Raw genomic sequence first — 24,846 nt, forward strand, 5'->3', positions numbered from 1 at the left:
AACGGTGCGCGGCGCCCCGCTCGTCGTCCGGGCGGGATGAACAGAACGATCAGGCGAGCCTCGGTCTTCTGCCTGCTGCTGGTTCTCGCCCTGCTGGGGCGGGCAACCTGGGTGCAGGCGTACCAGGCACGGGCGCTCGCAGACGACGAACACAACCGGCGGAACACCATCGCGCAGTACGCGCAGCCGCTCGGCGACATCATCGTGGCCGGCAACCCGGTCACCGGATCGAAGGGGACGGGTGACAGTGACCTCGCGTACAAGCGCACCTACACACAGGGCGAGCTCTACTCGGCCGTCACCGGCTACAGCTCGCAGGCGTACGGCGCCACCCAGCTCGAAGGGATCTACAGCCATGTGCTGGACGGCACCGACGACCGGCTGAAGAGCCCGCTGAGCGCGGTGACCCGCAAGCAGGCGGCGCCGGGCAACGTCCTGACGACGATCGACCCGGACGTGCAGAAGGCCGCGTACGAGGCGCTCGGCGACGACAAGGGGGCGGCGGTCGCGATCGACCCGAAGACCGGCCGGATCCTGGGCATGGTCTCCACCCCCTCGTACGACCCGTCGAAGATCAGCGGGACCACGGACGGCGAGGACTGGCAGCAGTTGCTCGACGACGGGGACAAGCCGATGGTCAACCGCGCGCTGCGGCAGCCGCTGGCGCCCGGCTCGACGTTCAAGCTGGTGGTGGCGGCCGCGGCGCTGGAGGACGGGCTGTACGGCTCGGTCGACGAGCGCACGGACAGCCCGAATCCGTACCCGCTGCCCGACACCAGCAGGTTCCTGGAGAACGAGAACCCCTCGGCGCCCTGCGAGAACGCCACGCTGCGCACCGCGCTCCAGTACTCCTGCAACAACGTCTTCGGGAAGATCGCCGTCGACCTCGGCCAGGACAAGGTCAGGGCGATGGCCGAGAAGTTCGGCTTCAACACCGACAAGCTCGATGTGCCGGTGCGGGCGAGCCGGAGCGTCTACCCGACCGGCATGGACCGGCCGCAGACGGCGCTGTCGGGCATCGGCCAGTTCGAGGTGACCGCGACGCCGCTGCAGATCGCGATGGTGTCGGCGGCCCTCGCCAATGACGGCGAACTGGCCGCGCCGCACATGGTGTCCTCGGTGACCGACGCCAAGGGCAACTCGCTCCAGGACTTCGCGGACGGGGACACCGAGCGGATCGTCTCGCAGTCCACCGCGGAGCAGCTGCGCAGCGCCATGGTGACCGTCGTCGAACAGGGCACCGGCACCAACGCCCGGATCCCCGGGGCCGAGGTCGGCGGGAAGACGGGCACCGCGCAGAACGGCGTGGGCAACAGCAAGACCCCGTACGCCTGGTTCACCTCGTACGCGAAGGACGCGTCCAGCGGCAAGGAGGTCGCGGTCGCCGTGGTCGTCGAGGACTCGGGCGCGGCACGCTCCGAGGTCAGCGGCAACGGCCTGGCGGCGCCGATCGCCCAGAAGATGATGAAGGCGGCGCTGGCGGACTGACGTCCGTCCGCCGGACCGTACGGCATCCGCCCCGGGCCCGGCGGGGGAAGGTCTCCCCGCCGGGTGCGCGGATGAGGCATCTTCCCGATGCCGCCGGGCCTCCTCGGTCGGCAGCCTTGTCCCATGACGAAGGCGCTGGTCGGGAGGGTGTGGTGGGTGTCGTGGGTGCGGTGAGCGGGTCGGCGACGGTGCGGGTGCTGCGGGACCGTACGGCGGGGCTGTTCCTGACGGCGGTCGTCGTCTCGGGTTTCGGGACCTCCGCGATGTGGCTCGCGGCCGGGGTCTGGGTCAAGTCCCTGACCGGGTCGGACAGTCTGGCGGCGCTCGCCGTGTTCGCCATGTGGCTGCCGGTGCTGGTCGGCCCGGCGCTCGGGACGATCGCCGACCGGATCCCGGGCAGACGGCTGCTCGTCGGGGCGAATCTCGTGATGGCGGGGGCGCTGGCCTCGCTGACGATGGTCGATTCGGCGGGCCGGATCTGGCTCCTGTTCGCCGTGCTCGTCCTGTACGGGGCGAGTTTCGTGCTGATGGAGGCGGCCGAGTCGACGCTGGTCGCCGGGGCCGTGGACAAGCGGCTGCTGGGTGATTTCAACGGGCTGCGGATGATGGCCGGCGAGGGCATGAAGCTGCTGGCGCCGCTGGCCGGTGCCGGGCTGTACGCGCGCTTCGGGGGCGGGGCGGTGGCGTTGCTGGACGCGGCGTCGTTCGTGCTGGCGGCCGGGGTCTACGCGCTGCTGCCGGCCCCGCGGCCGCACCCGGCCGGTGCGGCCCGGACCGGTCGGCGGGGCGAACTCACCGCGGGGGTACGGCAGGTGTGGGGTTCGCCGGTGCTGCGGCCGCTGGTGCTCGCGGGTTCGGTGACGATGCTGTGCGCGGGGCTCAACGGGGCCGCGATCTACGCCGTGGTGGACGACGGGCTGGGGCACTCCCCCACCTACGCGGGTGTGCTGTACGCGGTGCAGGGCGCCGGGTCCGTCGCGGTCGGGCTGCTGGCCGGTCCGCTGCTGCGGCGGCTGCCGGAGCGGGTGTTCACGGCGGCCGGGATCGCGCTGTTCGCGGTGGCGGTGGGGTCGCGGGCGCTGCCGTACGACGCGGTGGCGCTGGCGGCGAGCGCGGCCGTCGGGATCGGGCTGCCGTGTGTGCTGATCGCCGCGATGACGGCGGTGCAGCGGGAGACCCCGGCAGCCGTGCTGGGCCGTACCGCCGCGACCGCCAACACGCTGATGATGGTGCCGAACGCGGTGGCGCTGGCGCTCGGCGCGGGCCTGATCGCGCTGGTGGACATCAGGGTGCTGCTGCCGCTGGTCGGCGCGGCCGCGCTGCTGACCGCGGTCGTGCTGGTGAAGGGCCGGCGGGGAAGGCTGACGGACTCCCCCACCGGCCCGGCTTCTTCACCGGCCGAGGCGTGAGAGCGCTTCGGTGACGGCCCGCAGGTCGGGGGCCGAGGCCAGCCCCGCGTGGTACAGCCGCAGTTGGTCCGCGCCGAGCGACACGGCGTGCGCGGCGTCCCGCTCCAGCGTGGCGGGGCTGCCGCCCATCCCCGTGACCACGCCGAAGTTGGCCGCGAGCACCCCGCCGCGCCCGGCGAACGGGCCGAGCACGGCCTCGCGCGCCGCGTCGCCGCCGGTGCAGGGCAGCACCACGCCGTCCGCCACGGAGAGGATGTGCCCCGGGTCGACGCCGACGTTCGCGCCGGTGCGGTGTGGCTCGGGGTCGGCGTGCAGCAGCACCTGGAACCCCGGCCGGGCCGCCGCCCGCACGGCGGCGACCGCGGACTCCTGGAGCGTACGGGCGACCGTGCCGCGCCACCGGAGGGTGGCTTCGGCGAGGTCGGCGCCGAGGAGCTTCTCGATGCCCGCCCGGCCGGTCTCCGGGGAGCCGGCACCGGCCCAGGCCGGTTCCAGCGCGCCGCGTACCGCCGCGGCCAGCGCGTCGGCGTCCAGTCCCTGTCCGGCATAGCCGGTCCGGCAGGCGGGGCAGAAGCAGAGCGACATCAGGTACTGCGCCGCGTCCCCCAGCCCGACGCCCGCGATCTTGTCGTGGGCGTGCAGATGGGCGAAGCCGTACCAGCCGCAGGACTCCAGCTCGGTGCCGCGCGCACCCGTACGGACCGCCGCCTCCGCCGCCAGGGCGACCAGGTACTCGCGGACCTCGGTCCCGGCGATGCACGGTGCCCAGGGGTAGCGGTCGCCGTACGCGTTGACCACGGAGGTGTCCGGGTGTTCGGCGCCCAGCCGGGAGTTGTGTGCCAGGACCACCCAGGTGTGGACCTCCAGACCGGCTCCGGCGAGGGCCTCGGCGGCCTCGGCGAACGCATCGTCCGAGGCCACCCAGGACTGCTCGTGGGGTCGCAACTCGCGCCCCGCCCACCGGGCGGCGTCCGGCGGGTAGAGCACCGCGGCGTGCTCGGCGGTGACGATGCGGTGCCCGGGGTGGCGGGGGGTCAGCGCCCGGGTGGAGTGGTAGGCGGCGGCGAGCGTCACCTGCTGGACGCCCAGGTCCGCGACGCGGGCGGCCGCGTCCGGGTCGCCGACGACGTCCCAGGGGTAGAGGAAGGCCGAGGTCTTCACCCGCGCCGCTCCTGCCCGTACTTCTCCAGCAGGGCACGGCCGCGGGCGACGATCGCGGTGAGCTCCTCGATGTGGGCGGCGGGCGGCTCGGTGAGGGGGGTGCGGACCTCGCCGACGTCCAGGCCGCCGAGCCGGACCCCGGCCTTGACGAGCGAGACGGCGTAGCCGCGGCCCTTGGCGCGCAGCTCGACGAGCGGCCGGTAGAAGTGGTCGAGGAGCGCGCCCGTCAGTTCGTCGTCGCCGGAGTCCAGCGCCCGGTAGAAGGCCAGCGCGATGTCGGGCGCGAAGGCGAAGACGGCGGAGGAGTAGAGGTTGACGCCGATGCCCCGGTAGGCCGGGCCGGTCAGCTCGGCGGTGGGCAGTCCGTTGAAGTACAGGAAGTCCGCGCCGGGCAGCCCGGTGCGGACGGCGCTGACGATGCGCTGCATCAGGTCGAGGTCGCCGTAGCCGTCCTTGAGGCCGATGATGCCGGGCGCGGCGGCGAGTGCGACGACGGTGGCGGGGGTGAAGACGGCGTTGTCGCGCTGGTAGACGATCGTCTCCAGCGAGGTGGCCGCGGCGAGCGCGGTGTAGTGGCCGAGCAGCCCCTCCTGGTCGGCGACGACGAGGTACGGGGGCATGGCGAGGAGTCCGTCCGCGCCCGCCTCCTCGGCGAGCTTCGCGTACTGGATCGCGAGCGCCGTGCCGTATCCGGCCCCCGCGACCACGGGTACCTCACCGGCGGTCTCCTCGACGGCCGCGGCGACGACACGGCGGAACTCCTGGGGTGTGAGCGCGTGGAACTCACCGGTGCCGCAGCAGGCGAAGACCGCCGCCGCACCGGCGTCGATGCCGGTGCGCACATGGGCGCGGAAGGCATCGAGGTCGACGTCGCCGTCCGGTCCGTACGCGGTGACGGGGAAGAAGAGCGGCCCGGCGACACGGCCGAGTCGGGCGGCAAGAGGGGCTGAGGTCACTGGCGCTCCCTGAGCGGTTCAGGCGTGCACAATTCTGATCGGCGTCCATATTCATGAACGCTGACACGCTAAGGCAGCCGCGCGGCGCAGGTCAAGGAGAGGAACGGCCGAGGTGACCGACGCCGGACGCGGAGTGCGCGACTCCGTGCGAGCGGTGCCCGACCCCCGTCCGCGCACTTGACTCCGCGCGCCAGGACTTCTTAGCTAGTCCACGCATATGAATGCCGTCCATGGATTTGACGTCCGCAGGCAGGTGTCGCAGGCATCGCAGGAGCCGTGCCGCGCGCCCGGACCGCGCGTGCGCACCCACGTACCCGAGGAGATCCGCGTATGCCCGCTCCCCGCACCGTCCTGCTCACCGGCGCCGCCGGCGGCCTCGGCACCCTGATGCGCGGACTCCTGCCCGCGTACGGCTACCGGCTCCGCCTCCTGGACGTCGTCCCCGTCGAGGGCGAGCCGGACGCGATCGCCGCCGACCTCGGCGACCGGGAGGCGCTGCGCGAGGCCGTGCGGGGCGTCGACGCGATCGTCCATCTCGCGGGCATCTCCCTGGAAGCCGGCTTCGACAAGATCCTCAGGGCGAACATCGAGGGCACGTACAACCTCTACGAGGCCGCCCGCGAGGAGGGCGTGCGGCGCATCGTGTTCGCCTCCTCCAACCACGTCCTCGGCCACACCCCCCGCCCGCTCCCCGGCGACCCGCTGATCCCCGTCGGCGCCCCGCGCCGCCCCGACACCTTCTACGGCCTGTCCAAGTCGTTCGGCGAGGACCTCGCCCAGCTGTACTGGGACCGGCACGGCATGGAGACCGTCTCGGTGCGCATCGGCTCCTGCTTCCCCGAGCCGACCTCGGTACGGATGCTCTCGGTCTGGATGAGCCCCGCGGACGGCGCCCGGCTCTTCCACGCCGCGCTCACCGCCGAGGACGTGCGGCACACCGTCGTGCACGGCTCTTCCGGCAACACCCGGCTGTGGTGGGACCTGACGACGGCCCGCTCACTGGGGTACGAGCCGCAGGACGACTCCGAGCCGTACGCGGCCCGGCTCATCGCCGAGCAGGGCGAACTGGACCCGGACAACCCCGACCACGCCCGCCTCGGCGGTCACTTCTGCACCAACCCGCCGATCTGGCCGCGCTGACCACGGTCCGGCACCACCGAAAACCGCGCGACAGGGCACCGCACGACGGGCAGGATGCGGAGCCATGCCGAGACCTTCCGGATTCCTGTACGACAGCACGGCGGCGCGAGCGTCACCATCACCCACCACGGCCGCCCCACGGGCACCCTGCGCGGCGGCCGGGCGGAGAAGTTCCTGGCCGAGGTGGAGTCGGGGACGCGCAACCGGTGATGGCCCGCTGGACGGGGGCGTACAAGCACGGCACCGAGCGCACCGCCCGCAGCCATCCGCGCAACCGCTGACGGAGCCCGGCGAAACCGGCCGGCAGAGCCGGAAAAGTAAGGGAACGGCAAAGCGGGGTCGTTCGTTACCCCGAGCATGACCGCTATGACCCCCGGCTCGAACATCCCTCTCTCCGCCGCCCGCGTGGCAGTGGACGTCTCCGCACCCGTGCGGCTCGACGTTTCGGGCCTGCTGCTCACCGCAGACGGCAAGGTGCGCTCCGACGACGACTTCATCTTCTACAACCAGCCCAACGGCCCCGGTGTGACCTACCGCTCCGGCGGCGGCACCGCACCGGACGCGATCGTGGTGGACACCACCGCGGTCCCGCCGGGCATCGAGAAGATCGTCGTCACCGCGAGCCCGGACGCGGCGGGCCAGACCTTCCAGGGCATCGAGCCCACCGCGACCGTGCGCAACGCCGACGACGGCAGCGCGCTCGCCACGTTCACCCCGCCCCGGCTGGGCGCCGAGACGGCGCTCGTGGTCATCGAGGTCTATCTCCGCAACGGCGCCTGGAAGGCCCGCGCGGTCGGCCAGGGCTATGCCAACGGGCTGGCCGGCATCGCCACGGACTTCGGGGTCTCGGTCGAGGAGGAGCCCGCCGCCCCGGCACCCGCGCCGGTGGCGCCCCCGATGCCCGCCGCCGCCCCGGTCGACCCCCGGATCGCCGCGCCCCCGGCGCCCGCCGCCCCGCCGGCCCCGCCCGCGCCCGCGTCGGCGCCCGGCAAGATCAACCTGGACAAGGGGCGGGTCAGCCTCCAGAAGAACCAGACGGTCTCCCTGGTCAAGGGCGGCCGGCCGCTGCTCTCCCAGGTCAAGATGGGGCTCGGCTGGGAGCCCGCGTTCCGGGGCAAGGACATCGATCTCGATGCCTCCGTGATCGCCTACGGCCCCAACCGCAACCACCTGGACAGCTGCTACTTCGGCAAGCTCTCCATCCTGAACGGCGCGATCAAGCACTCCGGCGACAACCTCACGGGCGAGGGCGCGGGTGACGACGAGGTGATCGTCGTGGACCTGGGCCGGATCCCGGCGGAGGCGACCGGTCTGGTCTTCACGGTCAACTCGTTCACCGGCCAGAAGTTCACCGAGGTCGCCAAGGCCTACTGCCGGCTGCTCGACGCGGCCACCGGGGAGGAGCTGGTCCGCTTCGACCTGACCGGCGCCGAGCCGCAGACCGGCGTGATGATGGCCAAGCTGATCAAGCAGTTCACCGGCGAGTGGGAGATGACGGCCATGGGCGACTTCGTGAAGTCGCGCACCGTCCGCGGCATGGTGAAGCCCGCCGCCCAGTCGCTGTAGCGCGGCAGCGGGCTCCGGATACGCATTCAGGGGCACCTGTCGGCTGCAGGTGCCCCTGAATCCGGAGAGCGTGACGGGGGAAACGCCGCGTGCGTGCTCGCCGCCGCTCTCAGAGCTTGGTCAGCTTGGAGTACGGGCTCAGGATCCTCCCCTGTCGCCCCGAGAAGTCGATGAGCACGGCGTCGTTGTCGCCCTCGACGGCGAGGACGCGGCCGAGTCCGAACTGATCATGCGACACCCTGTCGCCCACATCGAACAATTCGACCGGTGGGGCCGCCTGGGCCGGGCGGTTGAAGGGACTGGAAGGCAGGTGGCGCCGGGATCCGGCTGACTGTTTCATTACCTTGAGTATGCGCCCTGGGAACGCCCGACGCCATGCCCGTTCACCGCAGGGGACGCACTGATACCGGATTCGTGATCAGCGGATCCAGGGCCAGTCCGCGTCACGGCCCGCTTCCAGCAGCGGCACCAGACGGAACGCCGCGTCCGAAAGACCCCCGAAGGTGTGGCGCATCCCGTCCCCCGAGGGGGCGTGTCCCACCCGGTACCCGGCCAGGTTCCAGGTGTAGACGGGCACGGTGGCGGGCACCGCCGCGACGGCGTCCGCGGCGTACGAGAACGACGCCTGCTCGTCGGTGACGATCAGCACCCGGTCGTGTCCCCGGTAGTGCCGGCGCACCGCCTCCTCGGTGTTGGTGCCGCCGAGGTCGCCGAAGCGCTCCAGGACCTTCAGCACGGACTCGCTCCGGCGAAATGTCACCGGTGAACTGTTCGTACCGAACTGCACCAGATCGGCATCGGCCGCCCGGAGTGCCAGCGCCGTGCCGAAGATCGCGGCGGCGTCGGCCCGGTTGAGCTGCGAGCGGTCCGAGAGCGGCGACCACATCGAGCCCGAGCGGTCGACCAGGACCAGCGTCCGCCCCGGCAGTGCGGGCACATTGTCCAGCGAGTGGCCGAGCGCCTTCTCCAGCGGGTGGGCCCAGCGCAGCGAGGGCGCGTGCTGGTGGGCGGCAAGGTAGCGGAACGGAAACTGCTGGGACGCGGCGACCGCGGCCGGGTCGCAGATCCGCTCCGCCACCCGCGCGGCGACCTCGTCCGAGACGCCCGCCTCGTCGAAGTTGCGCAGATTGCGGATGAGCGCCATCACACCCATCGACGGAATCACCGCTTCCCAGGCAGTGGCGTCCATCGGCCCCTGCAGCCAGCCCGCCAGCGCCTCCCAGGTCATGCCCCCGGCAGCCAGCCGGTCCGCCCCGTCGGCGCTCTCGACCACGGCCCGCCGCTGCCCGGCGGGCAGCTCCATCAGCGCGCGGTGTGCGTTCAGGATCCGGTCCGAGTCAGGCACCACGGCCGCCTCGGGGTGGTGGCGGCGGTCGAGGGCGTACCGGAACAGTTCGCCCTGCCACGGCTTCTGCGGGTCGGGCGAGGCGTGCACCAGGTTCAGGATGTCGCCGAAGCGGTAGCCCTTGGACGCGGTGTCGTACTTCAGCAGCGACCTGCCGTTGTAGAGCCGGCGCACGGCATCGGCGATGCCGCGCTTGACCGGCTTGGGCACGGCCCGGCCGTGGCGCGAGGTCCAGTACCCGAGGAGCTCCCCGGGCTCGTCGGCGCGCAGCAGGACGGAGTCGACGACCCGGCGGTTGGACGGTCCGTCCTCGGCGCCCGCGTCCAGCCGGGCCTTCACGTACTCGGCGGCGCCGACGATCGAGGCGGTACGCATCCGGCCGTCGCGGCGCAGCCAGTGGAGCAGGCCGGCGGTCCACTCGGGGTCGTCGACGGCAAGCACCCGCACCAGTTCGGCGAAGCGCTCGTCGCGCTGATCGCCGTCCTCGTGAAAGGTCTGCTGCGATACGAAATTGGCGACCGCGAGCAGAAAGAGCTCGGAGCGGGTGTCGCGCAGGAATCCCCGGCCGCCCCGATGGGTCGGCGCGGTGTGTCCGGTCGTCCTCACGGGCGAGGTGGCACGGGGCCTGGTGGTGCGGGTGTTGAAGCGTGCCATGTGAATTCCCCCGAATTCAGTGGGAGAAGGCACGGCGGAAAAGGGGTGCCCGAGATCAGGAGTCGGCGACGGGCTCACTGATGCTCTACCCGATTGAGCTACCGGCCGTGGCCGGACGGGATTCGAACCCGCAACCCTCAGTCCGAAGGAAGTAACCGTCGCCTGCGCACCGGGCACCCCCCGGCGTCCGTGCCTCCCGAGATCAGAGTCGGCGGCGGCGGTTTCGTGAGAGGAAGTAGCCGCAGCCTGCGCACCGGGAGGTGCGATGCAGTCGTGCTGATGAAGTTGTGGTGCCCAGAGATCAAGGTCGGCGGAACCGACGAAGGTGCTCTGCCGACTGAGCTACACCGGAACGGATCCGGTGGCGGGACTCGAACCCGCGACATCCCCATTAACAGTGGAAGTAGGTCCTGCCTGCGCACCTGGGCACGGACAGGACTCTAGAGGGATGCCCGTCCGGCGCGCGAGGGAATTACGCGCGCCGGACGGAGAGGACGCCATTGCCGGATGTCCGGCGACGGGCCGTCAGTGGCGGTTCGGCTGGCGCTTCCACGGGCCGGTGATCGCGAGCATGATGCCCGGCGTCTGGATGTTGGCGTACAGCGTCCTGCCGTCGGGCGAGAACGTGACCCCGGTGAACTCGCTGTACTCCGGCTTCTCCTCGCTGCCGATGTTCAGCTCGTTGCGCGCGATGGGGTAGGTGCGGCCGCTCTCGGTCGCGCCGAAGAGGTGCTGGATGCCGTCGCCGTCCTCGGCGATGACCAGGCCGCCGTACGGCGAGACGGTGATGTTGTCCGGGCCGTCGAAGGCGCCGTCCTGGGTGGGGCCTCCCCTGCTCGAACGAAGTTGAGAGCTTGGGGAAGGGTCGGCGTTCACACCGAGCAGCACCTTCAGCGTCAGTGTGCGGCGCTTGGGGTCGTAGAACCAGACCTGGCCGTCGTGCTGGACGGGGCTCTCGGAGCGGGCGAACGAGGAGACGATGTAGGCGCCGCCGTCACCCCACCACATGCCTTCGAGCTTGCGGGCGCGGGTGATCTCGCCCTCGGCGAACTGCTTGCGCACCGAGACGGACTTGGCGTCACGGTCGGGGACGTCGACCCAGTCCACGCCGTACACCGTGCCGATCTTCGTGGCGCGGGACAGGTCGTCGACGAACTTGCCGTTGCTGTCGAAGCACTTGGTGGCCTGGAGGACACCGGCGTCGTCGGCGAGCGTGCGCAGCTTGCCGCGGCCGTGCCGGAAGCCGTGCGGCGGAACCCAGCGGTAGAGCAGCCCGTTGGGGCCCGAGGCGTCCTCGGTCAGGTAGGCGTGGCCCTGCTTCGGGTCGATGACGACGGCCTCGTGGGCGTACCGGCCGAACGCCTTGACCGGGCGCGGGGCGCGGTTGGCGCGCTTGTCGTACGGGTCGACCTCGAAGACGTAGCCGTGGTCCTTGAGCAGGCCGTTCTTGCCGGCCTTGTCCTCGGTCTCCTCGCAGGTGAGCCAGGTGCCCCACGGGGTGGCGCCACCGGCGCAGTTGGTGGACGTGCCGGCGATGCCGACCCACTCTGCGGTACGGCCGTCGCGGCGGGTCTCCACGACGGTGCAGCCGCCGGCCGCGACCGGGTCGTAGACGAGGCCGTCGGTGAGCGGCACCGGGTGCTCCCAGTCGGCCCGGACGCCGCTGAGCTCGTGGTTGTTGACGAGCAGGGTGACGCCGCGCGGGCCCTCGAAGGCGGCCGTGCCGTCGTGGTTGGAGGGGGTGGACTCGCCGCTCTCCAGCTTGGTGACCCCGCAGCGGGTGATGACCCGGTACGAGAAGCCGGCCGGGAGCGCGAGCAGGCCCTCGGGGTCGGCCGTCAACGGCCCGTAGCCGGGCTCACGGCCGTGACCGTGACCGTGGTCGTGTTCGTGGCCGTCGTGGCCGTCGTGGCCGTGCTTCGAGTCCCCGGCGGCCAGGGCGCCCGGCGCGGTGGCGAGGGCCGCGACGGTACCGGTCAGCGCGATGCCGGCACCGGTGAGGGCGGACTGTCTGGTGAATTCCCTGCGCGTGAAGGGCATCACGTACTCCTGGGGCAGCTGGGCGGGGTGTTGGCGTGCCCACATTCGCGCCTCCGCGCCAACACCAGTTGAACAGCGGGCGACGTCGGGAGGCATCCTTCCTGTGCAGTTGGCCCGAAAGGAGTGTCCCGAAGTCGCCGTTCGGCACGGGACGGCCCGCCCGCGCCGTCCGCCCCGTACCCGGCCGGGCGGTCAGGCTCCCTGGCGCGAACGGGCCTTGAACGCCGCCTTGCGGGCCTCCTTGGCCTTCTTCTTGTCGCTGTGCAGCCGCCCCATCGCTTCGAGGACGTCGGCGGTCGCCGGGTGCGCCACCCGCCACGCCTCGTCGAAGAAGCCGCTGTGCTGGCCGGCCAGGCCCTCGACCAGGTCCTGGAGTTCGTCCAGATCGCCGTCGGTCTCCAGCTGGGCCGCGATCGTGTCGATGGCCAGCCAGAAGATCATCGACTCCGGCGGTGCGGGGACACCGGCGGCGCCCAGCTCCGCGAGCCAGACCCGGGCGAGGCCGCCCAGCTCGGGGTCGTCCAGCACCGCGCGCACCGCGGGCTCCGCCTCCGCGCCGACCAGGGCGAGCGCCTGCTGGCAGTGGAGCCTGCGCAGCGGTGCCTGCCGGTCCGTGCCCCGGGACGCGGCCAGGAGTTCGGCCGCCGCACCGTCCGCACCGCCGCGCCGGGCGAGCCACAGCTCGACCTCGCTGCGGGCCGCCGCTTCGGGGTAGTACGCGATCCCGCCGAGCAGTCCGTCGGCGCCCTTGTCCGCGAAGTCACCGATCGCCGGGGCGTCCACCCCGGCCTCCAGCATCCGGCTCCGCAGCCCGTAGAGGCCGAGGGCGGTCAGCTTCACCATGCCGTACCGGGTGACGTCCTCGTCGTCGGCGGGCGGGGTGGTGTCCTCCCCCTCCTCGACCAGCAACGCCTCGTCCACCGGGCGGTACTCGACGATCCCGATGGGTTCGAGGACCCGGAACTGGTCGTCCAGCCGCATCATCGCCTCGGACACCTGCTCAAGGATGTCGTCGGTGGGTTCGCCCATGTCGTCGGGGACGATCACCGACGCGGCGAGGGCGGGCAGCGGCACGGGGGCCGGGTCCGTGCCGCCCCGGCCGTCGCCGACGGTGAGCAGGTACAGGTTGCCGAGCACCTCGTCGAGGAATTCCGCCTCGACCTCCGGGTCCCAGTCCAGGGACTCGAAGTCGATCGAGCCGTCCTCGCCGACGAGATCGGCGAGGTCGTCGAAGACGGGGGCGGTGGCGTCGGCGTGGGCGGCCTCCAGGCCGTCGAGCCAGATCGACAGGACGTCCTTCGGCGAACCGCCGTTGACCAGCGCCAGGTTCGCACCGGCGCGGGCGGTCCCCTCCGCGTCCGGTCCGGCGTCCTGGCCGGGGTCCTCGACGTCGACGAGCCCCGTGTCGACCGCGAGCCGCCACGCCTCACTGGCCTCCGCGGCCCCGTCCTCGTCCGCCGCCAGGCCGATGTGCTCGGCCGCCGCGGGCAGTTGGGCGTCGACGAGCTCGCCGCCGGCGCCGACCCGGGTCTCCGGGCCCGCCCAGCGGGCGAGCCGGACGGCGCGGGCGAGCAGCGGCGCGGCGAGCGCGTCCCGTGCCAGCTCGGCCTCGGTGCGCAGCCGTACGGGCGGCAGGGTGGGGGGCTCTGCGGACATCAGGCGGTTCTCCTCGGGACGTACCGGGCGTACGCATCGGACGTACCGGACGTGCGTGCCGGGTGTACCGGACGTACGGGCCGGGCATGCTGGGCGTACGGTTCGGGCGGCCCAAGCGTAGACGCATTTCGCCCCATGCCGCCCGGTTCATGAAACGGACAGCGGCAGTCCACCCGGCAGACCTTGACAACCCCCTTGCGCACACAAGAGATTGACGCGCGTAGATCTCCGTTCCGACCCTCATACCCCCGGAGCCCGTGATGCCTGCCGCATCGTCCAGAACCACCGCCGTCTCCGCCGTGGTCACCGCCGCCCTCGCCGCCGGTCTGCTCACCGGCGCCGCGACCACCTCCGCTTCCGCCTCCACCACCGCCCTGCCCGTGGACGGCCAGGTCCGGATCCACGACATCCAGGGCTCCACCCGGATATCCCCGCTCGTCGGCAAGCAGGTCGGCGACGTGGCGGGCATCGTCACGGGTGTGCGGACGTACGGCTCGAAGGGCTTCTGGTTCCAGGACCCGAACCCCGACGCCGACCCCGCCACCAGCGAGGGCGTCTTCGTCTACACCGGCTCCGCGCCCACCGTCGCGGTCGGTGACGCGGTCACCGTCTCCGGCACGGTCACCGAATACGTCCCGGGCGGCCTCGACTCCGGCAACCAGTCGCTGACCCAGATCAGCAAGCCCACCGTCGCCGTGGTCTCCTCCGGCAACGCGCTGCCCGCGCCGGTTCGGGTCTCGCAGCGCTCGGTGCCCTCCCGGTACTCCCCCGAGGGCGACCCCGCCGCGGGCGGCTCCATCAACGCGCTGCCCCTCGCGCCGTCCCGCTACGCCCTCGACTACTACGAGTCGATCGAAGGGATGAACATCAGCGTCGGCACCTCGCGGGTGGTCGGCGCCACCGACGCGCACGCCGAGCTGTGGGTGACGGTGAAGCCGCGCGAGAACGACGCCCGCCGCGGCGGCACCGTCTACGGCTCGTACCGCTCCCAGAACACCGGACGGCTCCAGATCCAGTCCCTGGTGCCGCTCGCCCAGCAGCCGTTCCCGAAGGCGGACGTGGGCGATGTGCTCTCCGGTACGACCGAGGGCCCGCTCGACTTCAACCAGTACGGCGGGTATACGCTGACCGCCCGCACCATGGGCACGGTCACCGACAGGGGCCTGCGGCGGGAGACCACCCGCAAGCAGCGCGGCGGCGAGCTGGCCGTGGCGACGTACAACGTCGAGAACCTCGACCCGAGCGACCCGCAGGAGAAGTTCGACGCGCTCGCCGCGGCGGTCGTCGACAACCTCGCCTCGCCCGACATCGTGGCGTTGGAGGAGATCCAGGACAACAACGGCGCGAAGAGCGACGGCACGGTCGCCGCCGACGTGACGGTGAAGAAGTTCACCGACGCGATCGTGGCGGCGGGCGGCCCGGCGTACGACTGGCGCTCCATCGACCCGGAGGACAAGAAGGACGGCGGCGAGCCCGGCGGCAACATCCGCCAGGTCTTCCTCTTCAACCCGGAGCGGGTGTCGTTCACCGACCGGGCCGGCGGCGACGCGACGACGGCGACCGATGTCGCCCGGGAGCGGGGCCGCGCCGCGCTGACCCTCTCGCCCGGCCGGATCGACCCGGCGAACCCGGCGTGGGAGAACAGCCGCAAGCCGCTCGCCGGGGAGTTCAGCTTCCGCGGCCGTACGGTCTTCGTCGTCGCCAACCACTTCGCGTCCAAGGGCGGCGACGAGTCGATCTTCTCGGAGCACCAGCCGCCGTCGCGTTCCTCGGAGGTCCAGCGGCACGCGCAGGGCCAGGCGGTCAACACCTTCGTCAAGAAGCTGCTGAGCGTCCAGAAGAACGCGGACGTCCTGGTCGTCGGTGACATCAACGACTTCGAGTTCTCCGGCACGGCCGAGGCCCTGACCGCCGGGCGCGTGCTGTACCCGGCGATCAAGTCCCTGCCGCGCTCGGAGCGTTACAGCTACGTCTACCAGGGCAACAGCCAGGTTCTCGACCAGATCCTGACCAGCCCGTCGATCGACGACTTCCACTACGACAGCGTGCACATCAACGCCGAGTTCGCCGATCAGAACAGCGACCACGACCCGCAGGTGCTCCGCTTCCGCCCGTAGCGGTGTCCGGCGGCACCTTCAGTGGTGCCGCGCGCCCGCGCTCGGCCGGATGCTGAGCGCGGGCGTGTACCGGTGCACTCCGCCGCCGGTCACCCCCGGGTAGGACCGCACCCGTTCCCACTGCGGTGTGGCCGACCCGATGCCGGCACCGGGCGCGGCCAGTGCGGCGACATGGGCCCCGGCGCTCTCCCATTCGGCGTAGTTCAGCACCCGCGTCCCGTCGGTGCTCACATGGAAGTGCGCGGAGATGCCGCCGGGTGGAAGCGCCGGGTCGGTGCCCAGCGCCTCGAACACGGTGTCCACCCAGTCCCGTTGCCGCGCCTTGTCCGCACCGTCGAACTCGACGTCGACGATCACGACGCAGCCGGGCTCCCGTCCGTCGCCCTCCGGCCGGAACGCGGAACGGTAGAGCTCCAGGGTGTGCAGCCCGAGCCGCCTGATGCCCGGCACGGCGGCGTCGATGTCCGCGTTGCGCTCGTCCCTGCCGTTCCGGAAGAAGTCCTGGTACGCCTGCTCACCACTCCACTGGCTGTAGTGGAACAGGGTCTTCCCGTCCTCACCGGCATGGACGGTGTACGAAAGAAGTCCCGGATGCGGCCAGTCCCGGCTGTCCCACGCCTCTCGAACGGCCTCGACCGTCCGCCGCATGCGCTCCGGGGTGGAGACCTCCCAGGTGCTCGCCTTGACGAGTCCGACGTCGTTACGGGCAAGATCGGGGCGGGATTCGAATCGCGCACTCATGACGGGTCCTCCCTGGCGGGCGCACCGGGGTGGCGCGCCGTTGCCGACCAGCCTGATACGTCAAGTCCGCTTGAGGTCAACAGCACGCCCGTCGGGGACCGCCGGACCCGCCGTCAGCACAACGAACGGAGTACCGCATGGCACCGCATCTCAGGACCATCGGCCGCGAGGAGCATCTGGCGTTCGTCGCGAGCCGTCCGGCCGTGAGCCATATGCAGGTCCCGTCGTGGGGCGATGTGAAGCCCGACTGGCGTGCGGAGAGCATCGGCTGGTTCGACCGGGACGACGCCGGCCGGGAGCGGATCGTCGGGGCCGGGCTGGTGCTGTACCGGCCGATCCCCCGGGTGAAGCGCTGTCTGGCCTATCTGCCGGAGGGCCCGGTCATCGACTGGCACGACGGCGGTCTGCGTGAGTGGCTGGATCCGATGGTGGCGCATCTGAAGGCTCAGGGCGCGTTCACGGTACGGATGGGTCCGCCGGTCGTCGCCCGGCGCTGGGACGCGGGCACGGTGAAGGACGCCATCGCCGATCCGGCCGCCGGACGGCTGCGCGACGTGGAGCCGGACTCGCGGGAGCCGGGGGCCGACGAGGTCGTGGAACTGCTGCGCGGGCTGGGCTGGCGGCGCGGCGAGGCGGAGAGCGAGGACGGTTTCAGCGCGGGGCAGCCCCGCTACGTCTTCCAGGTGCCGTTCGCCGGGCTGTCGCTGGAGGAGGTCCGGGGCAATCTGAACCAGCAGTGGCGGCGCAACATCAAGAAGGCGGAGAAGGCGGGCGTCAAGGTCGTCGAGGGCGACTACGAGGACCTTCCGGCCTTCTACGAGCTGTACCGCGAGACGGCCGAACGCGACCGCTTCATCCCCCGCCCGCTCGGCTACTTCCAGCGGATGTGGACCGCGCTGCGGGCCGAGGACCCCGGCCGGATGCGGCTGTACCTCGCCCAGCACGAGGGCGAGACGCTCTCCGCGGCGACGATGCTGACCGTCGGGAACCACGTCTGGTACTCCTACGGCGCCTCGACCGGCCGCAGGCGCGAGGTCCAGCCCAGCAACGCCGTCCAGTGGCGGATGATGAGCGACGCGCACGAGCGGGGCGCCGCCGTCTACGACCTGCGCGGCATCACGGACACCCTGGACGAGGGCAACCATCTGATCGGCCTGCTGCGCTTCAAGGTCGGCATGGGCGGCCGGGCCGCCGAGTACATCGGCGAGTGGGACTACCCGGTCAACAAGGTGCTCCACAAGGCCTTCGGCCTCTACATGGCGCGCCGCTGACCGCACCGGTCCGGTGGGCCGCGGGCCGGCGCCGGGGTCCGGCCGCCCCGGTGCCGCTACGCGGGGGCGGCCCGCCACGCGGTCATGCTGAGCTCGTCGAGCAGCCGTACGTCGCTGCCCTTGAGCGGGAAGGTGCGCCCCTCCAGACCGGGCGCGGCCGCGATCTCCAGGGCGTCGCCCTCGATGAGGTCGCCGCCGGTCGGGGTGGAGACCCAGGCCAGGAGCGAACGCACGGTCTCCCCGGGCTTCAGCATGACCTCCTTCGGCCCGCGGTCGGTGCCCATGTAGGAGGAGCCCGGGTTCACCGGGACGGGCAGCGGGTCGCCGGCCTCGTCCAGGGCCCGGACGGACGGGTAACCGGTGACCCGGTAGGGCTTGCTGCCGCAGTTGGTGAGACTGAGTCCGACGGCCCGGTGGCCCAGTGCCGCCTCCACCTCGCCCATGTCGACGACGACGCCGGAGGACGGGCAGCCGGCCGGGACGGTGGGTGTGGGGGCGGGCCCCTGCGCGCCCGGCCGGTCGGCGACCCCGGCGGAGACGCTGGGGAACGGCGTCGGCAGCTTGTCGGCGTGCACCCGGTACGGGTCGCTGGGCGTCGGCTCCGGCTCGCCCTCGCCCGCCGGCACCAGGAACCCGGCGCATCCGGAGAGCGTCAGGACCAGCACCCCGGCCAGCACCCCGGCCGCCGGCGGCCGCCGTCTCCCGGTCCCCGTCCCCGCCAGTCCTCGCACGCTCACGCACCCACCCCGGTCTCGGCCTGTCGCATAGGCGTTCGATCATGCCAGACCCCGTGGGACCGGGCCCACGACTGTTCAGTACTCCTTGCCGCTCGCCCCAAGCAGATCTAAGTGGACCTTCACGGTCCGGTCGGCCGACACTTCGAGGATGACCTCACCAGTGACGCCCTTCGGCCGCACGCTCTGCGCCATGATCACGCCGTTCACCGAATCCGGTGAGCTGGATCCGGACGCCGCCGGGAGGCATGCCGCCGCCCTGGTCTCCGACGGCTGCGACGGCCTGGTGCTCAGCGGCACCACCGGCGAGTCCCCGACCACCACCGACGCCGAGAAGTCCGAGCTGCTGCGGGCGGTCCGGGCGGCGGTCGGCGACGGTGTGCCGATCGTCGCCGGGGTCGGCAGCGCGGACACCCGGCACACGATCGACCTCGCCCGGCAGGCCGAACAGGCGGGCGCGGACGGCCTGTTGGTGGTGACGCCGTACTACAGCCGACCTCCGCAGCCCGCCGTCGAGGCGCACTTCGTGCGCGTGGCCGACGCGACCGGCCTCCCGGTGATGCTGTACGACATCCCGGGCCGCACCGGCACCCGCATCGAGCCGGAGACCCTGCTGCGGCTCGCGGAGCACCCGCGCATCGTGGCCGTGAAGGACTGCGCGTACGACCTGCCGGCCTCCACCGAGGTGATCGGCGCGACCTCGCTGGCGTACTACTCGGGCTGCGAGGAGCTGAATCTGCCGTTGTACGCGGTGGGCGCGGCGGGCTTCGTCAGCACAGTCGCCAATGTGGCGCCCCGTGCGCTGCGGGCGGTCCTGGACGCGTTCGACGCCGGGGACACCGCGGAGGCCGCCCGGCTCAACCGGCTCCTCGTCCCGCTCACCCGGCTGATGATGGCGTCCGGGCTGCCCGGCACCGTCACGGCGAAGGCCCTGCTCGGTGCCGGCCCGGTCCGTGAACCGCTGCAGCCCGCCGGACGCGGGGCGACCGACGGGCTGCGGCGGGCGTACGAGGAACTCCTCGCCGCCACAAGCTAGTTGTGGCTGTGCAGGACGTCGTTGAGGCCGTCCCAGACCGCGTTGTTCGGGCGGGCCTCGACGGCGCCGGAGACCGAGTTGCGGCGGAAAAGGATGTTCGAGGCGCCGGAGAGCTCACGGGCCTTGACGATCTGGCCGTCGGGCAGCGTGATCCGGGTGCCGGCCGTGACGTAGAGCCCGGCCTCGACGACGCACTCGTCGCCGAGCGCGATCCCGACGCCGGCCTCGGCGCCGATGAGGCAGCGCTCGCCGATCACGATGCGCTCCTTGCCGCCGCCGGAGAGGGTGCCCATGGTGGAGGCGCCGCCGCCGATGTCGGAGCCGTCACCGACGACGACGCCCGCGGAGATGCGGCCCTCGACCATCGAGGTGCCGAGGGTGCCCGCGTTGAAGTTGACGAAGCCCTCGTGCATGACGGTCGTGCCGGCCGCGAGGTGCGCACCGAGCCTGACCCGGTCGGCGTCGGCGATCCGGACGCCCTTCGGCGCGACGTAGTCCGTCATCCGGGGGAACTTGTCGACCGAGGTGACCTGGAGGTGCAGGCCCTCGGCGCGTGCGTTCAGCCGCACCTTCTCCACGTCGTCGACGGCGACCGGGCCGAGCGAGGTCCAGGCGACGTTGGCGAGGAGGCCGAAGAGCCCGTCCAGGTTCTGGCCGTGCGGCCGGACGAGGCGGTGCGAGAGGAGGTGCAGGCGCAAGTACGCGTCGTGCGCGTCCAGCGGCTTGTCGTCGAGCGAGGCGATGACCGTACGTACGGCGACGGTCTCGACACCGCGGCGGGCGTCCACGCCGATGGCCTTGGCGGCGCCCTCGCCGAGGAGGTTGACGGCCTGGTCGGGGGTGAGCCGTTCGGTTCCGGCCGGGCCCGGCTCGGCGGTGAGCTCGGGGGCGGGGAACCAGGTGTCGAGAACGGAACCGTCGCCGGCGATGGTGGCGAGGCCGGCGGCGACGGCGCCGGTGGTGCGAGCAGGAGTCGTGTCGGTCATGACACGAAACCTAACCGGCCGGGCACCGCCGGGGCCAACCGGTCTCGCCGGATGGTCGCGGCCCGGCCCGGAACCGGGACCGCCAGGTCAGCCGGGCTGCGTCTGCCGTCCGGGCACCGGTACGACGCCCTCCTCGCGCACCGGCCCCGGCACCGGCCCGACGGCCTCCCCGTGCACCGGCCCCGGCACCGCCCCGGGCCCCGGCAGCCGCCGCGCCACGAGCACCGCCGCCCCCGCACCGCAGGCCAGCACCGCGCAGGCGGGCCAGAGCAGTCCGGGCGCGTGGGCGTAGAGCGCACCGCCGAGCGGCGGCGCCAGCACCTGGCCGCTGATCGAGGCGCCCGCGTAAAGGCTCTGGAAGCGGCCCTGCGCGCGGTCGGGGGCCTGGTCGGCGACGTAGGCCGTCGCAGTGGTCTTGTAGAGGATCTCGCCCGCGGTCAGTGACGCCATCATCGTGACGGCGAACAGCGCCCCGGCGCCGGGGATCAGCACCGCGTAACCCAGCCCCACCAGCAGCAGTCCGGTGCCGACGACGGACAGCGGCGCCCGACGGCGCAGTACGTGTGCGGCGGGGAGTTCCAGCAGCAGGATGATCCCGCCGTTGACGGCCAGCAGCCAGCCGTAGAACCGGGTGCCGTGGCCGTGCTCGGCGAGGAAGACGGGCAGGGTCGAGTACTGCTGCCGGTAGACGAGGTCGACACAGAGGATCGCGGCGAGCAGGACCAGCACGGCGGGCCTGGCCCGCAGCTCCCGCCGGAGGCCGGGGGCGCCGGGGTCGCGGCGGGCCGGCCGGGTGTGCGCGGTGCCGTGCGCGGGGAGCACCGCCGCCGCGTACCCGGCGAAGAGCAGGGTTCCGAGGCCGTCGGCGACGAACAGCCAGTCGTACGAGAAGTGCGCGGCGATCAGCGCGCCGAGCGGCGGACCGACGGCGAACCCGGCGTTGCCCGCGGCCCGTACCAGGGCGAAGCTCTGGCGCCGGCCGCCCTCGGGCACGGAGACCGCGACGAGCGCGGCGTTGGCGGCGCGCACGACGCCCGCCGCGTACTGCGCGAGCGGCAGCACCCCGTACATCGCGGCGACCGGAAGGACCGGCAGGACCGCGAGTGCCGCCCCGCCGGCCAGTGCGCCGGCCAGCAGCATGCGGCGGTGGCCGTAGTGGTCGCCGAACCAGCCGCCGGTGAAGTTTCCCGCGACCAGGCCGATGCCACCGATGCCCGCGAGGACTCCGGCCTGCGGGACGCCCAGCCCGCGCGGGCCGGTCAGATAGACGAAGAGGTAGATGAAGGTGAAGCTGACGACCGCGTTGAGGAACGAGCCGAAGGCCAGCAGCCGCACCGTGCGCGGCACGTCCCGCACGAACCCGGAAAACCTCATCCCCAGCACCCTCCCCGGTGAGTTTCCTTTGGGAACGGACTATGTCATCGTGGTTTCCTGCTGGTCAATCCGGTGAGCGGCGAACAGGCGGACACCGGGACGAACGGAGGAGTCCATGCCCCAGCGCACCAGCCTGGCCGACGCCGACTGCGCGATCGCCCAAGCGCTCGATGTCGTGGGCGACTGGTGGACCCTGCTGATCGTGCGGGACACGGCACGCGGGGTGCACCGCTTCGACGCGCTCCAGCAGGAGCTGGGCGTGTCCCGCAAGGTGCTGACCGAGCGGCTGCGACTGCTGGTCGACGCGGGGGTGCTCTCCCGGGAGCCCTACCAGGACCGGCCGCCCCGGTACGAGTACCGGCTCACCAGGCGCGGACGCGCACTGCTGCCCGTGCTGATCGCGCTCCAGGACTGGGGCGACACCTGGGTGCTGGGGGACGGGGAGACGACGGCCACGACCGCGGAGGCCTCGAAGGAGGCGGCGCGGGTGCACGCCCTGGTGGGCACCCGCCTGCCCGAGCTGCGGCTGCTGGACCACGACGGTGCGCCGCGCGACCCGGTCGCCGGCACCCCGTACACCGTCCTGTACTTCTTCCCCGGCGCCCATGCCCGCCGGGACGCCTACCCGCCGGGCTGGTCCGAGATCCCGGGCACGAGCGGCTGCACCCTCGAATCCTGCACCTACCGGGACCGGTCGGCCGAGTTCGCCGAAGCGGGCGCATCCGTGCACGGGGTGTCCACCCAGCGCCCGGACGAGCAGCGGGCCTTCGCGGACGCGGAGCGGCTGCGCTTCCCGCTGCTGTCCGACGCGGAGCTGGAGCTGACGGCGGCGCTGCGCCTGCCCACCTTCCGCGCGGGCGGCACCAGCCGGCTGAAGCGGCTGACGCTGGTGGTGGACCGCGACCGGACGGTCCGCGAGGCGCTGTACCCGATCACCGACATCGAGGCGAGCGTCCGGGCCGCCCTGGCGGCGGTACGGAACGGGGGCCCGCCCGGCGCGTGAGGGGCGGGCGGGTACGGAGCCGTCACTCGACGCCTGCGGACGGAGCCGTCACCCGGCGATCCGCCGCAGCATCTCCCGCGCGTACGCCTCGTCGTACTCGCCGCCGGTGAGCAGCACCTGCAGACAGATCCCGTCCATCAGCGCGATCAGCGCCCGCGCGGTGGCCGGATCGGTGCGCCGGGACAGCAGTTCGGCGGTGCTGTCGGTCCACTCGGCGGCGACGGGCCGCAGCGCGGGCCTGCGGAGCGCGGCGAGATACAGCTCGTACTCCAGCTCGGCCCGTCCGCGTCCGCCGGCGAAGTACTCCCCCAGCAGCCGGGCCAGCTCCCCGGCCAGGTCGGCCGCCGGGTCGGCCAACGCCCCGCTCTCCCCCATGACTTCGGCGAAGTTCTCGTTGGAACGGCGCAGCGCCGCGATCAACAGCTCGTCCAGCGAGGCGAAGTGATAGGTCGTCGAGCCGAGCGGCACATCGGCCTCGGCCGCGACGGAGCGGTGGCTCAGCCCCGCGATGCCCTTGGCGCCGACCACCCTGATCGCGGCGTCGATGATGCGGTCGCGCCGCTCGGGGTCGTAGCGGCGCGCCATCAGTGGGCCCCGCCCAGATTCAGCACCACCACTCCGGCGATGACCAGCGCTATGCCCGCCAGTTTGACCGGGCTGCCGGACTCGCCCATGAAGAGGATGCCGATGGCGGCGACCGCGGCGGTGCCGATCCCGGCCCAGATCGCGTAGGCGGTGCCCACCGACAGCGTCTTCAGCGTCTGGGCGAGCAGCCCGAAGGCCACGAGGTATCCCACGACGGTGATCAGCGAGGGCCAGAGCCGGGTGAAACCCTCGCTGTACTTCATGGCGGTCGTGCCGGCCACCTCCGCCGCGATCGCCGCGGCCAGCAGTCCGTATCCCATGTGTACGAGTGTACGCATCGCCGCCGGTGCGACGGTACGGGCGGGGCCCGCGGACCGGGGCGCTACGGTGTCCCGACCAGCAAACCGGACAACGACACATGACGGAGCGGCAGTGGCGCAGGACGCAGGGTGGGGCGGCGGAGCACCGTACGGAGGGCCCCCGGGACCGCCGGGATGGGGCGGCTGGATGCCACCGCCGAAGCCCGGGGTGATACCGCTGACGCCCCTGAAGCTCGGGGACATATTCGGCGGCGCCTTCAGCACGTTGGGGCGCTACTGGAAGCAGCTGTTCGGCATCGGCGCCGCCGTGTACGGCGGGGCGGTGGTGATCATGGCCGTCACGGCCCTGATCGGGTACTCCGCGGTCAGCGGCCATCTGCACCGGGTCGTCTCGCTCAGCGCCGAGGAGGACCCGGTGCCCTCCGACGTGGTGCCGATGGTGATCGCCTTCGGAGTCGTCTGGCTGGTCGCCATGATCACCTTCGCGGTCGCCACGGCCATGATGTACGCGACCGTTCCCACGGTCCTTCAGGAAGCGGTGCTGGGCAGGTCGACCACCTTCTCCGTCATCTGGCGCCGGGCCTGGTCCCGCGTGCCGGCGGTGTTCGGAACGGTGGTCCTGACCTGCCTGATCGCGGTGATCCCGATGGTGCTCATGGTGGTCGGCTTCTTCGCGTTGATCATCGGCGCCATCACCCTGTCGCAGGGCGACGGGATCGTGCTGTGGACCGTGCTCGGCTTCCTGGGCGCCCTGGCCACCGCGCCGCTCGCGATCTGGCTCTGGGTGAAGTTCTCCCTGGCCCCCTCGGCCGTGGTGTTCGAGGGGCAGTCCCCGGTGGCCGCCCTGCGCCGCTCCTCGCAACTGGTGCGCGGCGACTGGTGGCGGATCCTCGGGATCTCCCTGCTGGCCTTCGCCCTGGCCGGGGCGGCGAGCTACATGATCCAGGTCCCGTTCTCGTTCCTCGGCATGTTCTCCGGCGTCATCGGCGGAGCCACCCTGGACGAGGATCCGAACCCCGCCTCGATCGCCTTCGCCATGAGCGGTTACCTGGTGATCATGGCGCTCGGGCAGCTGATCGGCCAGTTCATCGCGGCGACGTTCCCGCAGCTGGTGACCGGACTGCTCTACGTCGACCGCCGCATGCGCACGGAGAACCTGGGCCCGGCCCTCGCCGAGGCGGCGGCCGTACCTCCGGGGTACGGCCCGCAGTACGGCCACTGACAGCGTCGGCCGGCCGACGGGCCGGGACGATGTGCCCGGCGA

The 24,846-nt window shown here is 72.3% G+C and carries 21 protein-coding genes, 1 tRNA gene and 1 pseudogene; 10 read left to right on the top strand and 13 right to left on the bottom strand.

Annotated features, from left to right (window positions below; translation table 11 throughout):
• The first annotated feature begins 36 nt into the window (after nt 1–36).
• Nucleotides 37–1,488: a penicillin-binding transpeptidase domain-containing protein gene (locus ABZ622_RS04930; protein ID WP_360540456.1), complete on the top strand. Its 1,452-nt coding sequence runs from the start codon at nt 37–39 to the stop codon at nt 1,486–1,488.
• A gap of 170 nt (nt 1,489–1,658) precedes the next feature.
• Nucleotides 1,659–2,897, top strand: a complete 1,239-nt coding sequence (locus ABZ622_RS04935; RefSeq protein ID WP_360541008.1) for an MFS transporter — start codon at nt 1,659–1,661, stop codon at nt 2,895–2,897.
• Here ABZ622_RS04935 and ABZ622_RS04940 read toward each other — a convergent pair.
• Nucleotides 2,880–4,058 (bottom strand): hypothetical protein, encoded by a 1,179-nt coding sequence (locus tag ABZ622_RS04940; protein WP_360540458.1) that lies wholly within the window; start codon nt 4,056–4,058, stop codon nt 2,880–2,882. The genes ABZ622_RS04935 and ABZ622_RS04940 overlap by 18 nt on opposite strands.
• The gene (locus ABZ622_RS04945) at nt 4,055–5,014 is read right to left on the bottom strand and encodes a 5-dehydro-4-deoxyglucarate dehydratase (RefSeq protein ID WP_360540460.1); all 960 of its coding nucleotides are present in this window, start codon (nt 5,012–5,014) and stop codon (nt 4,055–4,057) included. The genes ABZ622_RS04940 and ABZ622_RS04945 overlap by 4 nt, the downstream gene beginning before the upstream one ends.
• Nucleotides 5,015–5,344: 330 nt before the next feature.
• Between ABZ622_RS04945 and ABZ622_RS04950 the strand changes: the two genes are divergently transcribed.
• The 3 genes and pseudogenes from ABZ622_RS04950 to ABZ622_RS04960 all read left to right on the top strand — a co-directional run bounded on the left by ABZ622_RS04950 (nt 5,345) and on the right by ABZ622_RS04960 (nt 7,720).
• Nucleotides 5,345–6,154: an NAD(P)-dependent oxidoreductase gene (locus tag ABZ622_RS04950; RefSeq protein ID WP_360540462.1), complete on the top strand. Its 810-nt coding sequence runs from the start codon at nt 5,345–5,347 to the stop codon at nt 6,152–6,154.
• Between the two features lie 64 nt (nt 6,155–6,218).
• A pseudogene (locus ABZ622_RS04955) lies at nt 6,219–6,435 on the top strand (hypothetical protein).
• 76 nt (nt 6,436–6,511) lie between these two features.
• On the top strand, nt 6,512–7,720 hold the full coding sequence (locus ABZ622_RS04960) for a TerD family protein (RefSeq protein ID WP_360540464.1): 1,209 nt from the start codon (nt 6,512–6,514) through the stop codon (nt 7,718–7,720).
• A gap of 109 nt (nt 7,721–7,829) precedes the next feature.
• Here the strand turns inward: ABZ622_RS04960 and ABZ622_RS04965 are convergent, their stop codons facing one another.
• The 5 genes from ABZ622_RS04965 to ABZ622_RS04985 form a co-directional block, all read right to left on the bottom strand.
• On the bottom strand, nt 7,830–8,060 hold the full coding sequence (locus ABZ622_RS04965; protein ID WP_037711258.1) for a hypothetical protein: 231 nt from the start codon (nt 8,058–8,060) through the stop codon (nt 7,830–7,832).
• A gap of 78 nt (nt 8,061–8,138) precedes the next feature.
• On the bottom strand, nt 8,139–9,719 hold the full coding sequence (locus ABZ622_RS04970; protein WP_360540466.1) for a TROVE domain-containing protein: 1,581 nt from the start codon (nt 9,717–9,719) through the stop codon (nt 8,139–8,141).
• A gap of 356 nt (nt 9,720–10,075) precedes the next feature.
• Nucleotides 10,076–10,145, bottom strand: a tRNA-Asn gene (locus ABZ622_RS04975).
• A 99-nt stretch (nt 10,146–10,244) separates the two neighbouring features.
• Nucleotides 10,245–11,759 (bottom strand): alkaline phosphatase PhoX, encoded by a 1,515-nt coding sequence (locus ABZ622_RS04980; RefSeq protein WP_360540468.1) that lies wholly within the window; start codon nt 11,757–11,759, stop codon nt 10,245–10,247.
• A 192-nt stretch (nt 11,760–11,951) separates the two neighbouring features.
• Nucleotides 11,952–13,415 carry a hypothetical protein gene (locus ABZ622_RS04985; protein WP_360540470.1) on the bottom strand — a complete coding sequence of 488 codons (1,464 nt, stop codon included), beginning with the start codon at nt 13,413–13,415 and terminating at the stop codon, nt 11,952–11,954.
• Between the two features lie 260 nt (nt 13,416–13,675).
• Between ABZ622_RS04985 and ABZ622_RS04990 the strand changes: the two genes are divergently transcribed.
• Nucleotides 13,676–15,532 (top strand): endonuclease/exonuclease/phosphatase family protein, encoded by a 1,857-nt coding sequence (locus ABZ622_RS04990; RefSeq protein WP_360540472.1) that lies wholly within the window; start codon nt 13,676–13,678, stop codon nt 15,530–15,532.
• An 18-nt stretch (nt 15,533–15,550) separates the two neighbouring features.
• Here the strand turns inward: ABZ622_RS04990 and ABZ622_RS04995 are convergent, their stop codons facing one another.
• On the bottom strand, nt 15,551–16,273 hold the full coding sequence (locus ABZ622_RS04995; RefSeq protein WP_360540474.1) for an antibiotic biosynthesis monooxygenase: 723 nt from the start codon (nt 16,271–16,273) through the stop codon (nt 15,551–15,553).
• A 137-nt stretch (nt 16,274–16,410) separates the two neighbouring features.
• Here ABZ622_RS04995 and ABZ622_RS05000 point away from each other — a divergent pair, with 137 nt between their 5' ends.
• Complete coding sequence (locus ABZ622_RS05000; RefSeq protein WP_360540476.1) at nt 16,411–17,544, top strand: peptidoglycan bridge formation glycyltransferase FemA/FemB family protein; 1,134 nt, start codon at nt 16,411–16,413, stop codon at nt 17,542–17,544.
• A gap of 56 nt (nt 17,545–17,600) precedes the next feature.
• Here ABZ622_RS05000 and ABZ622_RS05005 read toward each other — a convergent pair whose 3' ends face one another.
• Nucleotides 17,601–18,221 (bottom strand): DUF4232 domain-containing protein, encoded by a 621-nt coding sequence (locus ABZ622_RS05005; protein ID WP_360541009.1) that lies wholly within the window; start codon nt 18,219–18,221, stop codon nt 17,601–17,603.
• A 208-nt stretch (nt 18,222–18,429) separates the two neighbouring features.
• Between ABZ622_RS05005 and dapA the strand changes: the two genes are divergently transcribed.
• On the top strand, nt 18,430–19,314 hold the full coding sequence (dapA, locus tag ABZ622_RS05010; RefSeq protein WP_360540478.1) for a 4-hydroxy-tetrahydrodipicolinate synthase: 885 nt from the start codon (nt 18,430–18,432) through the stop codon (nt 19,312–19,314).
• Here the strand turns inward: dapA and dapD are convergent.
• Nucleotides 19,311–20,300: a 2,3,4,5-tetrahydropyridine-2,6-dicarboxylate N-succinyltransferase gene (dapD, locus tag ABZ622_RS05015; protein WP_360540480.1), complete on the bottom strand. Its 990-nt coding sequence runs from the start codon at nt 20,298–20,300 to the stop codon at nt 19,311–19,313. The genes dapA and dapD overlap by 4 nt on opposite strands.
• Before the next feature lie 87 nt (nt 20,301–20,387).
• Nucleotides 20,388–21,674: an MFS transporter gene (locus ABZ622_RS05020; protein ID WP_360540482.1), complete on the bottom strand. Its 1,287-nt coding sequence runs from the start codon at nt 21,672–21,674 to the stop codon at nt 20,388–20,390.
• Nucleotides 21,675–21,789: 115 nt separating this feature from the next.
• Here ABZ622_RS05020 and ABZ622_RS05025 point away from each other — a divergent pair, with 115 nt between their 5' ends.
• Nucleotides 21,790–22,677: a winged helix-turn-helix transcriptional regulator gene (locus tag ABZ622_RS05025; protein WP_360540484.1), complete on the top strand. Its 888-nt coding sequence runs from the start codon at nt 21,790–21,792 to the stop codon at nt 22,675–22,677.
• Nucleotides 22,678–22,725: 48 nt separating this feature from the next.
• On the opposite strand, the gene ABZ622_RS05030 is transcribed toward ABZ622_RS05025, so the two are convergent.
• The gene (locus tag ABZ622_RS05030; RefSeq protein ID WP_360540486.1) at nt 22,726–23,262 is read right to left on the bottom strand and encodes a TetR family transcriptional regulator; all 537 of its coding nucleotides are present in this window, start codon (nt 23,260–23,262) and stop codon (nt 22,726–22,728) included.
• Complete coding sequence (locus tag ABZ622_RS05035; RefSeq protein WP_342282776.1) at nt 23,262–23,582, bottom strand: multidrug efflux SMR transporter; 321 nt, start codon at nt 23,580–23,582, stop codon at nt 23,262–23,264. The genes ABZ622_RS05030 and ABZ622_RS05035 overlap by 1 nt, the downstream gene beginning before the upstream one ends.
• A 187-nt stretch (nt 23,583–23,769) precedes the next feature.
• Between ABZ622_RS05035 and ABZ622_RS05040 the strand changes: the two genes are divergently transcribed.
• Nucleotides 23,770–24,804, top strand: coding sequence for a hypothetical protein (locus ABZ622_RS05040; protein ID WP_360540489.1), 1,035 nt, complete (start codon nt 23,770–23,772; stop codon nt 24,802–24,804).
• The last annotated feature ends 42 nt before the right edge of the window (nt 24,805–24,846 follow it).

It is taken from the genome of Streptomyces sp. NPDC007164, assembly GCF_040634135.1.
GTDB classification, from domain to species: domain Bacteria; phylum Actinomycetota; class Actinomycetes; order Streptomycetales; family Streptomycetaceae; genus Streptomyces; species Streptomyces sanglieri.